Origin of the sequence: Mycobacterium sp. ENV421 (genome assembly GCF_002887815.1) — a bacterium.
In the GTDB taxonomy this organism is placed as follows: domain Bacteria; phylum Actinomycetota; class Actinomycetes; order Mycobacteriales; family Mycobacteriaceae; genus Mycobacterium.
The window spans coordinates 54,573-67,437 of record NZ_PDHO01000004.1 but is presented as its reverse complement, the minus strand read 5'-3'; the positions used below and the strand labels follow the sequence as shown (position 1 = coordinate 67,437).

Sequence of the window (12,865 nt, the reverse complement as noted above, 5' to 3'; positions counted from 1 at the left end):
TCGCGCGTCAGCGCCGCGGGCGCCAGGCCGCGACGGCCAGTACGACGCCGACCAACACGACGATCGGCCCGAGCACCGACCACGTCGTGGTGTTGCTCATCGGGCTGCCCTGAACCGCCCCGAACCCCTGCAGGGTGAACAACACTCCGAACAGCGCGACCAGCACGCCGAGACCTCCGACAACGTGACGCATGGTCACCCCTTCTTTCCGCTGGGCATGGCCGCCGAAACCGCACGCATGACGGCCCGCTTCACTGTCGCCGCGCCGCCGCCGGCGGTGGCGCTCAGCGCGGTCCGGTTCGGTGGATTCAGGTGCAGCACATCACCTTCGGCGATTCGGCCGGCGCGGGTGACATTGCCGTAGACGCCGAAGCAGCGGCGGGTGTGCGCGGCGATGGTGCGGGTGATCTCCTTGTCCCGCTTGAGTTCGGGCTGCTCGTGGGACGGCATCACGCAGCGAATGGTCGGGATCATCGGCGCAAGCTCGGCGTGCGGTGCGTGCAGTCGTCCGCCGCACCACTCCCATTCCGGGTGGGCCGCGGTGCTGGGGGAGTCCACCACGAGCGTCGGGCGGAACCGTCGCACGTCGAAATCGGAGTCCGGCGCCAACGACCCGAGGGTGGCCAGGCTCTGCTCGGTGATGATGTGCACGGGATAGGCGTCCACATAGCTGCCGACCGGCGTCGCATAGCGGCTGATCTCCGCGAGCTTGCGTACCGGGAACATCGACAGATCGGGCAGTGGCTCGTCGTCGTCGAGTCCGAAGATCGTGCGCAGGTCGGTTTTGGTGGCCATCGGCGCGCGGTATTCACTGCGACGGTCGATCGGCGGCAGTGGCCGAAGTTCCACCTCATGGTCGAGGTACCGCGAGAGTGTCTGGTGCGCAGCCGGATCCGAGCTCGACACTTCGGTACCGTCCGGGAAGCCGATCAGCACCTCCGGTGCGTGTCCCGGCCCGGCATCGGGGCCGGGTGGCTGCGCGTAGCGCGCCGTCAACCACAACAGGCCGGGCAGCCGTTTGGCGCTGGTGGTCGCGTCGGACTCGACATCACGCACCGCCCACGTCCGGTCGGCGTGCACGCCCAGGTCGCCGACTTCGGCCTCGGTGACCTGCTCGCCCTGCATCGACTTCACCGGATAGCGCCAGATCGAGGTGATACGGCCGGCCTGAATCATCCACTCAGCCTAGAACCTCACTCCGCCGGTGAACGGCGAAGCGTCCGGGACGCCACGATCAGGGCGGCCAAGCTGACCACCAACCACAGCCCCAGCACGATGAACGGCAGCGGCCGCTGGTTGTGCGGGAAGTAGGTCGCGGCGTGGATCGCCGACACCGTCGCGCCGCTGGGCAGCGCATGGTTGAAGAAGGCGAACGGCTGGGGCAGCAGCGACGCCGACACCGCCCCGCCCGACGAGGTGTTGCCCAGCAGGATGAACACCAGCCAGGTGGGGATGATCGCCCACCGGTGGATCAGCACCAGCATGGTCGAGTTGAACGACGCGGCGACCGCGATCTGGACCGAGACCAGCAACCACAGCTGAGCAAACGGTGTGCTCAGCGCGCCCAACACCGGGCCGGTCACCACCGCCAAAGCCGCGCCGCCGACGACGGCGAGCACCGCCATACTGAGCAGCCAGCGGCGCAAGGTCAGCGTTTTGACGTTGGCCCGCAGCTGGAACATCGTGATGAAGCCCAGGATCGTGGCGGCGATGACCAGATAGAAGGTGGCCAGCCCCGCCGGGTCGGACGGCGGCAAGGGATGCAGATCGACGATCGGCAGGATGAACTGTCCCGGTTGCGTCTGGTCCAGTTGGATCAGAGCGCGAGTCCCCGACGGATCGCTGGCGCTGGACAACAACAGTTGCGGCGGTTTCGACGTGGCGTCGATGGCGGCGGTGATGCGTTGCTGATTGATCTCGGCGACCGCGGCGTCCCGGGTCGCGTACTCGTGGACGTCGAACTCATTGCGGTTGGTGCGCAACGCTTTCTCGAACGGTGCGGTGTCGGCCGTCGACCCGATGACGCCGACGGGCAGGTTCCGCGGGGAGGGCCGGCCCAGCGCGACGGTGTAGGCCGCGGCAAAGCTCGACGCCAGCACGATGGCGATCGCGAGCACCGTGGCGACCTTGCGGATCTCCAGCGGGATCCGCCGAATGCCGCGCAGGGGAGCCTCCGGCGATTCCTCGGTCACTGCGGCCACAGCACTCCTCGTCCTTGAGATGGCAGGTCAACCTACCTCGGTGACGCGGCCGCTGACCGCAAGCGCCAGGAAGTCTGACGTAAGAATGACCAACAGTGCGTGCGGCCATCCGCGCCGGACCCGGCTCCGAACCACTGACGCCTGCTCAGTTCAGCCCGGGCGCAGCTTCGGAGGATCGCTATGAAATCAGCCGCCACGCTCGCCGCATCCCAAGGCGATGCGATCGACTCTCGCTACCACCCGTCGGCCGCGGTCCGACGGCAGTTGAACAAGGTCTTTCCCACCCACTGGTCGTTCCTGCTGGGCGAGATCGCGCTGTACAGCTTCATCGTCCTGCTGCTCACGGGCGTTTATCTGACGTTGTTCTTCGACCCGTCGATGACCGAGGTCACCTACAACGGCGTGTACCAACCACTGCGCGGCATCGAGATGTCGAAGGCGTATGCCTCCACCCTCGACATCACCTTCGAGGTGCGCGGCGGCCTCTTCGTCCGCCAGGTGCACCATTGGGCGGCGCTGCTGTTCGCCGCGGCGATCATGGTGCACCTCGCGCGGATCTTCTTCACCGGCGCCTTCCGCCGGCCGCGCGAGGCCAACTGGGTGATCGGGTCGCTGCTGTTGATCCTGGCCATGTTCGAAGGGTTCTTCGGCTACTCGCTGCCCGACGATCTGCTGTCGGGCACCGGAATCCGGGCGGCGCTGTCCTCGATCACGCTGGGGATTCCGGTGATCGGCACCTGGATGCACTGGGCGCTGTTCGGTGGCGACTTCCCGGGCGATGTCCTGATCCCGCGGCTCTACGCCATCCACATCCTGATCTTCCCCGGAATCATGTTGGCGCTCATCGGTCTTCACCTGGCGCTGGTGTGGTTCCAGAAGCACACCCAGTTCCCGGGCCCCGGCCGCACCGAGAAGAACGTCGTCGGCGTGCGGGTCATGCCGGTGTTCGCGGTGAAGTCGGGTGCGTTCTTCGCGATGACGGTCGGCGTCCTCGGCTTGATGGGTGGCCTGCTGCAGATCAATCCGATCTGGCAGCTCGGCCCGTACAAGCCCGCGCAGGTGTCGGCGGGCAGCCAGCCCGACTTCTACCTGATGTGGACCGACGGGCTGATCCGGTTGTGGCCGGCGTGGGAGATCTACATCGGCCACCACACCATCCCGGCGGCGGTGGCGGTCGCCGTCCTGATGGGCGTCATCTTCCTGCTGCTCATCGTCTACCCGTGGATCGAGAAGCGGTTCACCGGCGACGACGCGCACCACAATCTGCTGCAGCGGCCACGGGACGCGCCGGTGCGAACGGGCATCGGCGCCATGGCGATCGCCTTCTACATCGTGCTGACCTACAGCGCGATGAACGACATCATCGCCTATCAGTTCCACATCTCGCTGAACGCGACGACCTGGATCGGTCGCATCGGGATGGTGGTGCTGCCGCCGCTGGTCTTCTTCATCACCTACCGCTGGGCCATCGCATTGCAGCGCAGCGATCGTGAGGTGCTCGAGCACGGCGTCGAGACCGGCATCCTCAAGCGGCTGCCGCACGGCGCGTACGTCGAGCTGCATCAGCCGCTGGGGCCGCTCGACGCCGACGGCCACCCGATCGCGCTGGAATACCAGGGCGCCCCGGTGCCCAAGCGGATGAACAAGCTCGGCTCCGGCGGCGCACCGGGCCGGGGCAGCTTCCTCACCGCCGACCCGGCCGACGAGGACGCCGCGCTCACCGAGGCGGCCCACGCCGCCGAGCAGCGGGCGCGCACCGCGCTCATGGAACGGCAAGAGCTGAACGGCTCCTCGAACGAGAGGTGACCGCTGCGACGGGCCGCTGACGGCGGCTGATCGCGCAGTCGGGACAATCGAGCGATGATGCGCGCCGTCCGCTCGATCCAGGGGTCAGCCACCGTCGTCGACGTCGAGGAGCCCACGGGTGACTGGCCGATCCTCGAGGTCGGGTCGGCCAGCATCTGCGGCAGCGACCTCGGCATGTTGTCGTTCGGCCTGCCGGTGACGATCGGCCACGAGGTTGCGGGCACGGCGGACGGCCGGACCTACTGTGTCGAACCGACAGTGGGCTGCGGGCACTGCGATCAATGCGGTGGCGGGTCGCCGCAGCGGTGCCGGGGAAGCGCACCGCACGGGCTGCTCGGGGTCGCGTTCGACGGTGGCCTCGCCGACCGGGTCCGGGTGCCCGCCGAATGCCTCGTGCCGCTGCCCGACGGTCTGCTGGTCTCCGACGCCTGCCTGGTCGAACCGCTCGCGGTGTCCTGGCATGCGTTGCGCAAGGTCGGCGCCGACGCCACCGATCGGGTCCTGGTCGTCGGCGGCGGAAGCGTCGGGTTGCTGGCCGTCGCCGCGGCCCGCGCCATGGGCCTCGACGTCGACCTGCAGGCCCGCCACCCGCATCAGATCGACGCGGGCGAGCGGCTCGGCGCCGGGCGCCCGGACGGCGAGTACGACGTCGTGGTGGAGGCGGTGGGCACCGACGAGGCGGTGGCCGACTGTGTGCGGCGATCCGTGCCGGGCGGCCGGATCGCGATAGTCGGTGTGTCACATGGCAACCGGGCTGTTCCGGGCATCCCGTGGATGCTCAAGGAACTCACGCTGACCGCCTCGATGTGCTACGACCGCGGGCGTGACAACCGTGAATTCGTCGATGCGGCAGCGGCTTTGGCCGCCGATCCGGTCATCGCGGCGACCGTCGTCACGCACCGCTTCCCGCTGGCCGACGCGGCGGAGGCGTTCCGGGTTGCCGCCGACCGGCGCAGCGGGGCCATCAAAGTGGTGTTGGAACCCTAGAGCTTCACCGGCATCGCGCCGACATGCCAGATCTCGTCGGAGTATTCGGCGATCGCGCGGTCCGAGGAGAACTTGCCGCTGCGGGCCGCATTCAGGATCGACATCCGCGACCAGGTGTCCGAGTCCTGCCAGGCGGCGCTGACCCGGGCCTGGCAGTCGACGTAGGAGCGGTAGTCGGCCAGCACCAGGAACGGGTCGTGGTGCAGCAGGTTGTCGACCAGCGGACGCAGCACCTCGGTGTCACCGTGGGTGAAGGTGCCGTCGACGATCAGCTCGAGCACTTCGGCCAGTTCCGGATCGCGCTCGACGAAGGCGGTCGGCCGGTAGCCGTCGGCCTTGAGCTGCTCCACCTCGTCGACGGTCAAACCGAACAGGAAGAAGTTCTCCGGCCCGGCCTCCTCGCGGATCTCGACGTTGGCACCATCGAGGGTGCCGATGGTCAACGCGCCGTTGATCATGAACTTCATGTTGCCGGTTCCCGACGCCTCCTTGCCCGCGGTGGAGATCTGCTCGGACAGGTTGGCCGCCGGGTAGATCAAGTGGGCGTTCTTGACGTTGAAGTTCGGCAGGAACACCACCCGCATGAACCGGTTGACGTCCGGGTCGTTGTTGACGGTGGCACCGACAGCGGTGATCAACCGGATCATCCGCTTGGCGATGAAATATCCGGGTGCGGCCTTGCCGCCGAAGATGAATGCCCGCGGGGCGATCGCAAAGCCCGGGTTGCGCTTGAGCCGGTTGTACAGCGTGATGATGTGCAGCACGTTGAGGTGCTGGCGCTTGTACTCGTGGATGCGCTTGACCTGGACATCGAACATCCAGGTCGGGTCGAGCTCGATGCCGGTCGAGGCGTGTACATATTCGGCAAGCCGGCTCTTGTTGGCGCGCTTCATATCCCGCCACCGTTCACGGAACGCCGGGTCGTCGGCGTAGGGCTCCAGCCTGCGCAGCTGGTCCAGGTCGGTCAGCCAGCCGTCGCCGACGGTCTCGTCGAGCAGCGTCCGAAGTCCCGGGTTGGACAGCGCCAGGAAGCGTCGCGGCGTGACACCGTTGGTGACGTTGCCGAACCGCTCCGGCCACATCTCGTAGAAGTCCTTCAGCACACTGGCTTTCAGCAGCTCGGAGTGCAATGCGGCCACCCCGTTGACAGCGTGGCTGCCGACGGTGGCCAGGTGCGCCATCCGCACGCTCTTTCCGCCGTCCTCACCGATCAGCGACATCCGTCGCTCCCGCTCGGTGTCGCCGGGGAACTTGTCGCGCACCTCCTCGAGGAACCGGTCGTTGATCTCGTAGATGATCTCCAGGTGCCGGGGGAGTGAGTCGCCGAAGATGCCCAGTGGCCAGGTTTCCAGCGCCTCGGGCAGCAGCGTGTGATTGGTGTAGGCGAAGGTCGCGACGGTGATGTCCCAGGCCTCGTCCCAGCCCATGTGGTGTTCGTCGATCAGCAGGCGCATGAGTTCGGCGACCGCGATCGACGGGTGGGTGTCGTTGAGTTGGATTGCCCACTTGTCGGGCAATGCGCTCAGCGGCAGCCGGGCCCGCTCGGTGTGGATGCGCAGGATGTCCTGCAGCGACGAGCTGACGAAGAAGTACTGCTGCTGCAGTCGAAGCCGCTTGCCCGCTTCGGGTTCGTCGTTGGGGTAGAGGACTTTCGAGATCTTCTCGGAGAGGACCTCGTCCTCGACGGCCTTGTAGAAGTCACCGGTGTTGAACGCATCCAGCGCAAAGGAGGACACCGATCGGGCGCTCCACAGGGTCAGCGTGTTGCAGGTGTTGACCCCGTAACCCTGGATCGGGGTGTCATAGGAGACCCCCTTGATCACCCGTCGCGGAATCCAGCGCACCCGGTGATTGCCTGCGACGTCCTCGTACTGCTCGGTGCGACCACCCCAGTTGACCAGATAGCTGGCGTCGGGTTTGTCGATCTCCCAAGGGTTTCCGGCCACCAGCCAGTTGTCGGTCTTCTCGACCTGCCAGCCGTCCTGGATCTCCTGGTCGAAGATGCCGAACTCGTAGCGGATTCCGTAGCCGATCGACGGCCGCTGCAGCGTGGCCATCGAGTCCAAGTAGCAGGCGGCCAGCCGGCCGAGGCCACCGTTGCCCAGCCCGGGCTCCTCCTCGCACTCCAGGATCGCGTCGAGATCCTGCCCGAGTGCGGCGAGTGCCTCGCGGGCCTGGCGCTCGATGCGCAGATTGAGCAGGTTGTTGCCGAGCTGCGGGCCCATCAGGAATTCGGCGGACAGGTAGCAGGTCACCTTGGCCGGCCCGTGCAGCAGATCCTGGGTGGTGGCCATCCACCGCTGCTGCATGCGGTCGCGCACGGCAAGCGCCAGCGCGCGGTAGTAATGCTCGGGGGTCAGCACGCTCGGCGGCCGGGCGATGGAGTACGCCAGGTGGTCGGCGATCGCGCGGTGCAGCGCGTCGGCCGACAACCCCGTGCGGCTGTGTTCGTGCGGCTGCGTGCGGCTCACACCCCCGTCACGGTCGGCGACATCACCGGGTGCACTGCTCACCACATCGGTCATTGCGTTCTCCTGGTCCCAGACCACGTCTCGATCTCGTACGGGCCAGCAGTCTGGCACCGCCGTATTTCAGCGAGGCGAGGTCCATGAGTCGGTCCCGTGAACTATTGGCCCGCGCGTCCTACCATCGCGACCATGAGCACAGTGACGAACCGGCCGAACACCGCCCTGCTCGTCATCGATGTGCAGAACGGTGTGGTGGAACACGCCCACGACCGGGACGCGACCGTCGCGCGGATCGCCGGGCTCGTCGACCGCGCCCGCGGTGCCGGCATCCCGGTCGTCTGGATTCAGCACTCCGACGCCGAATTGCCTGAGGGGAGCCAGGAGTGGCAGATCGTCGCCGACCTGACGCCGGCCGACACCGAGCCGCTGATCGCCAAGAGTTACGGCGACTCGTTCGAAGGCACCACGCTGGAGGCGACGCTCGCCGAGTTGGCTGCCGGTCATCTGGTGGTCGTGGGCGCCCAGACCGACCAGTGCGCGCGCTCGACGATCCATGGCGGCTTCGTTCGCGGCTACGACGTCACGCTGGTCGCCGATGCGCACACCACCGAGGACCTCTCGGAGTGGGGCGCCCCGCCGCCCGAGCAGGTGATCGCCCACACCAATCTGTACTGGTCACATCAGGCCGCACCCGGTCGCACCGCACGAATCACATCCGCCGCTGACATCCTCTGGTAATCACTTCCGCCGAGCAGTTCCGCGCTATACAGTTTTTCGAAGTTGTTCACTACCGTTGGTGTACCGCGCCAGCAGATCGGACAAGGCTCGGAAATGACTCAGACGTCGACAATTGACTCGAAGACCCAGCCGCTCGGGTTGGCCCGCGGCATGCGCGACCTGGTGGTGGCGCAGGCCGGTGAGTCCGAGCGGCTGCGCACCATCGCCCCGTCGATCGTCGACGAGATGTGGGCCAGCGGACTGATGTCGTCGTTCAATCCCGTCGCGGCCGGCGGGGTGGAGCCCTCGTTCGCCGAGATGATCGAGACCTGGATCGAGATGGCCTGGCAGGACGGCTCGTTCGGCTGGATCGGGATCGCCAACCTGCCGTCGTCGTTCGCCGCCGCGGCGTATCTGTCGGACGAGGGCTTCGCCGAGGTGTTCACCGCGAACGACAACCGCGTCACGATGGGTGGCCAGTTCTTCCCCAACGGCCAGGGCGTCGTGGTCGACGGCGGCTACCGGGTGACCGGATCGTGGAGTTTCGGGTCGGGCACCGGCCATGCCGAGTACGTCTGCGCGGGGTTCTTCCCGATGGTGGACGGCCAGCCGGTGATGGGGGCCGGCGGCCTGCCGGAGATGCATGTGGCCGTCGTCCCACGTGCGGACGTCGTGTTCAAAGACGGCTGGCATGTCCAGGGCCTCAAGGGAACCGGATCCTACGACTACGGCCTCGAGGACGTGTTCGTGCCGGCCGGCCGCACCTTCCCGCTGTTCTCCAGCTCGCCGCACCGGGGCAGTTCGCCGGCGACCCGGATGGGACTGATGCCGGTGACCGCGGCCGGCCACGCGGCGTGGGCCCTGGGCGTCGCCAAGAGCATGCTCGACGACGTCGAGGAACTGGCGGCCACCAAGTTCCGGATGAGCGATATGGCCTCACTGGCCAGCCGGCCGACCTTCCAGAAGGGGCTGGCACACCACGTCGCGGCGTGGCGGGCAGCGCGGCTGCTGGTGTTGGATGCGTTCGGCACCGCCGAGGCCGCGGTCGCCGCCGGCGAGGACCTGACCCCCGGGCTGCGCGCCGACATGCGAGTGGCCGCGGTGTACGCCACCGACGTGGCGCGCGAGGCCGCCGAGTGGGCGCACCTGGCGGCGGGCACCACCTCGATCCGTGAGGGCAGCCGCCTCGAGCGCGCCTTCCGCGACATCTACACCGGCACCCAGCACGCGTTCATCAGCGAGAAGGTCGCCATCGACGTCGCCCAGATCTGGCTCGGCATCATCGAGGATCAGCCGGGGTTGTGACGCCCCGCTATTTCGGGCGCGGCGCAGGTCCGGCCGCACTAATGTCCAACGGTTATGACCGACTGGTCCGATCCGCGGCTGCCGACGACAGCGAGTAGTCCCCGCCAGCTCAAACGGCTGAGCCGGACTTTCGCCGGCGTCGGTGTCGGCATCCCGCCCGAGCGTCTCCAGCAGATCGCGATGGGTCAGGTGGCCACCGAGGATGAGCTCGTCGACGTGTCGTTCGCGCTGACCGCGACGGCGCTCCGCAGCGAGCAGCGGCGATCCAAAGTCGGCCGCGCACAACGGCGTTGTGTGCGCGGCGCCATCGTGTTCGTCGCGATCCTGATCGCGATCAACGTGCTGATGTGTCTGGGTCTGTTCCTGTTCGTCCTGACCCAGCACACGTCTCCCTATTAGGCCGCCGGGCCCTAACCCGTCACGTACCCGTCGGCGACATCGAGCGCCTTGTCCAGGATGGCCAGTCCCTCGGCCACCTCGGCGTCGCTGATGTTGCATGCCGGCACCGCGTGGATCCGGTTGAAGTTCGCGAACGGCAGCAGCCCGCCGGACTTGCACGCGGCCAGCACCGCGTTCATGGCCGGGCTCGACCCGCCGTAGGGCGCCAGCGGTTCGCGGGTCTGCTGGTTGGCCACCAGTTCGAGCGCCCAGAACACGCCGAGTCCGCGGACCTCACCGACCGACGGGTGGCGAGCCGCCAGCTCGCGCAGGCCCGGGCCGAGCACCTGCTCGCCGAGCCGGGCGGCGTTGGCCACCATGCCTTCGTCTTCCATCGCGTTGATCGTCGCGACCGCCGCACCGCAGGCCAGCGGATGCCCTGAATAGGTCAGCCCGCCGGGGTAGGCGCGGTCGGCGAACGTCGAGTAGATCGCGTCGTTGATGGCCACGCCACCCAGCGGTACGTACCCCGACGTCACACCCTTGGCGAACGTCATCAGGTCCGGCACCACGTCGAAGTTCTGGATTGCGAACCACTTTCCGGTCCGGCCGAAGCCCGCCATCACCTCATCGGCGATGAACACGATGCCGTGGCGATCGCAGATCTCCCGCACGCCGGCCATGTATCCGGGCGGCGGCACCATGATGCCGGCAGTCCCCGGCACCGATTCCAGGATGATCGCGGCGATCGAGTCCGCGCCCTCGTGCTGGATCAGCCGCTCGAGGTAGTCCAGCGCCCGCTCGGACTCCTGCTGCTCGGTCTCGGCGAAGAACGACGAGCGGTACAGGAAGGGTCCGTTGAAGTGCACGACGCCGGAACTGGCGTAGTCGTTCGGGTAGCGCCGCGGGTCACCGGTGAGGTTCACCGCGGTGTCGGTGCCCCCGTGGTACGAGCGGTAGCGGGAGAGCACCTTGTAGCGCCCGGTGTGCAGCCGCGCCATTCGGACGGCGTGCTCGACGGCATCGGCGCCGCCGTTGGTGAAGAACACCCGGTTCAGGTCACCGGGGGTGCGCTCGGCGATCAGCCGGGCCGCCTCGGAGCGGGCGGCGTTGGCGTGCTGCGGGGCGATCGTGCACAGCTTCGCGGCCTGCTCGGCGATCGCGGCGACGACCTTGGGGTGCTGATGGCCGATATTGGTGAACACCAGCTGGGAGGAGAAGTCGAGCAGCTTGTTGCCCTCGCCGTCCCACACGTAGGAGCCCTCCGACGCGACGATCGTCATCGGCTTGATCTGGGCCTGCGCCGACCACGAGTGGAAGACGTGCGCACGGTCCAGTTCGTAGGCCCGGGCGGCTTCGGCCCGCGCGGTGTCGAGGTCCTGACCGTTGGGCAGGAGGTGGGATTCGGTCGTCGTCATGCGTGCCTCTTTCGAGCTCGGTGGTGCTCAGTGGTTCTGGGGGAAGCCGAGGTTGATGCCGCCGTGGGAGGGATCGAGCCACCGCGTCGTCACCACTTTGCCACGGGTGAAGAAGTGCACGCCCTCCGTGCCGTGGGCGTGGGTGTCACCGAACAGTGAGCTCTTCCAGCCACCGAAGCTGTAGTAGGCGGTCGGCACCGGGATCGGCACGTTGATGCCGACCATGCCGACCTCGACCTCGTTCTGGAAACGCCGTGCCGCGCCGCCGTCGTTGGTGAAGATCGCGGTGCCGTTGCCGTACGGGTTGGAGTTGATCAGTTCCAAGGCTTCGTCGTAGGTGTCGACCCGGACCACCGACAGCACCGGGCCGAAGATCTCGTCGGTGTAGACGCTCATCTCGGGGGTGACGTTGTCGATCAGGGTGGGGCCCAACCAGAAGCCGTCCGCTTCGCCATCGACCTGGGTGCCGCGGCCGTCGACGACGATCGTCGCGCCGTCGGCTTCGCCCGCGTCGATGTAGGAGGCGACCTTGTCGCGGTGGGCCTTGGTCACCAGCGGGCCCATATCGGTGTTGCGGGTGCCGTCGCCGATCTTCAAGGTCGTTGTGCGATCGGCGATCTTGGCGACCAGCTCGTCGGCGATCGGGCCGACCGCGACGGCCGCCGAGATCGCCATGCAGCGCTCACCGGCCGAACCGAAGCCGGCGTTGACCATCGCGTCGGCGGCCAGGTCGAGGTCGGCGTCGGGCAGGATCACCGCGTGGTTCTTGGCGCCGCCCAGGGCCTGCACCCGCTTGCCGTGCAGGGTCGCGGTCGAGTAGATGTACTGCGCGATCGGGGTGGAACCGACGAACGACACCGCCTTGATCGACTTGTTGGTCAGCAGCTCGTCGACGGCGACCTTGTCGCCCTGCAGCACGTTGAACACCCCGGCAGGCAGACCGGCCTCGGCCCACAGGTTGGCGATCCACAGCGCGGCCGACGGGTCCTTCTCAGAAGGCTTGAGCACCACGGTGTTTCCGGCGGCGATCGCGATGGGGAAGAACCACATCGGCACCATCGCGGGGAAGTTGAACGGGCTGATGACGGCCACCGGGCCGAGCGGCTGGCGGATCGAGGCGACGTCGACGTTGGTCGAGGCGTTCTCGGTCATCCCGCCCTTGAGCAGATGCGAGATGCCGCAGGCGAATTCGACGACCTCCTGGCCGCGGCTGACCTCGCCGAGGGCGTCGGAGAGCACCTTGCCGTGCTCGGCGGTGATGATCGCGGCCAGCTCCTCCTTGCGGGCGTTGAGCAGCTCCCTGAAGGCGAAGAGCACCGTCGTGCGCTTGGCCAGCGAGGTGTCGCGCCAGGCCGGGAACGCCGCGGCCGCGGCGGCGATGACCGCCTGCGCGTCGGCGACGTCGGCCAGCGCGACCTGTCCGGTCACCTGGCCGGTGGCCGGGTTGGTCACCGCGGCCGTCCGGTCGCTACTGCCTGCGAAGTTCTTCCCGTCGGCCCAGTGGGCGATGGTCCGGACGCGGGTGTTGGGCGCTGTGAGGGTCATACCTGCGATTCTGGTGCGCGATCGCCCAGGTCGATGCCAA

At 67.7% G+C, this 12,865-nt stretch carries 11 protein-coding genes; 5 read left to right on the top strand and 6 right to left on the bottom strand.

The features are described 5' to 3' along the window. Positions 1–7 precede the first annotated feature (7 nt). From CRM90_RS06575 to CRM90_RS06565, 3 genes are read right to left on the bottom strand one after another with little or no spacing between them, the layout of a single operon-like run. On the bottom strand, positions 8–193 hold the full coding sequence (locus CRM90_RS06575; protein ID WP_096311505.1) for a hypothetical protein: 186 nt from the start codon (positions 191–193) through the stop codon (positions 8–10). A gap of 2 nt (positions 194–195) precedes the next feature. Further along, positions 196–1,176, bottom strand: coding sequence for an MOSC domain-containing protein (locus CRM90_RS06570; protein WP_102806204.1), 981 nt, complete (start codon positions 1,174–1,176; stop codon positions 196–198). 17 nt (positions 1,177–1,193) lie between these two features. Further along, entirely contained in the window at positions 1,194–2,201 is a 1,008-nt protein-coding gene (locus tag CRM90_RS06565; RefSeq protein ID WP_233209199.1) for a DUF3533 domain-containing protein, read from the bottom strand. A 180-nt stretch (positions 2,202–2,381) separates the two neighbouring features. On the opposite strand from CRM90_RS06565, the gene qcrB reads away from it, so the two are divergent. Continuing rightward, on the top strand, positions 2,382–4,007 hold the full coding sequence (gene qcrB / locus CRM90_RS06560; protein WP_102806203.1) for a cytochrome bc1 complex cytochrome b subunit: 1,626 nt from the start codon (positions 2,382–2,384) through the stop codon (positions 4,005–4,007). A 54-nt stretch (positions 4,008–4,061) separates the two neighbouring features. Beyond that, entirely contained in the window at positions 4,062–4,994 is a 933-nt protein-coding gene (locus CRM90_RS06555) for a zinc-dependent alcohol dehydrogenase (RefSeq protein ID WP_199189801.1), read from the top strand. Here the strand turns inward: CRM90_RS06555 and CRM90_RS06550 are convergent. Beyond that, positions 4,991–7,519 carry a glycogen/starch/alpha-glucan phosphorylase gene (locus CRM90_RS06550; protein ID WP_102806467.1) on the bottom strand — a complete coding sequence of 843 codons (2,529 nt, stop codon included), beginning with the start codon at positions 7,517–7,519 and terminating at the stop codon, positions 4,991–4,993. The two genes, CRM90_RS06555 and CRM90_RS06550, sit on opposite strands and share 4 nt — an antisense overlap. A gap of 132 nt (positions 7,520–7,651) precedes the next feature. Between CRM90_RS06550 and CRM90_RS06545 the strand changes: the two genes are divergently transcribed. From CRM90_RS06545 to CRM90_RS06535, 3 genes are all read left to right on the top strand, one after another. After that, entirely contained in the window at positions 7,652–8,200 is a 549-nt protein-coding gene (locus CRM90_RS06545; protein WP_102806202.1) for a cysteine hydrolase family protein, read from the top strand. A gap of 93 nt (positions 8,201–8,293) precedes the next feature. Next, a complete protein-coding gene (locus CRM90_RS06540; protein ID WP_102806201.1) occupies positions 8,294–9,484 on the top strand; it encodes an acyl-CoA dehydrogenase family protein in 1,191 nt (396 codons plus the stop codon). A gap of 54 nt (positions 9,485–9,538) precedes the next feature. Beyond that, entirely contained in the window at positions 9,539–9,883 is a 345-nt protein-coding gene (locus CRM90_RS06535) for a hypothetical protein (RefSeq protein ID WP_102806200.1), read from the top strand. 11 nt (positions 9,884–9,894) lie between these two features. On the opposite strand, the gene CRM90_RS06530 is transcribed toward CRM90_RS06535, so the two are convergent. Both CRM90_RS06530 and CRM90_RS06525 read right to left on the bottom strand, forming a co-directional pair. Continuing rightward, positions 9,895–11,280: an aspartate aminotransferase family protein gene (locus CRM90_RS06530; protein ID WP_102806199.1), complete on the bottom strand. Its 1,386-nt coding sequence runs from the start codon at positions 11,278–11,280 to the stop codon at positions 9,895–9,897. A 27-nt stretch (positions 11,281–11,307) separates the two neighbouring features. After that, positions 11,308–12,825, bottom strand: a complete 1,518-nt coding sequence (locus CRM90_RS06525; RefSeq protein ID WP_102806198.1) for a CoA-acylating methylmalonate-semialdehyde dehydrogenase — start codon at positions 12,823–12,825, stop codon at positions 11,308–11,310. Between the last annotated feature and the right edge of the window lie 40 nt (positions 12,826–12,865).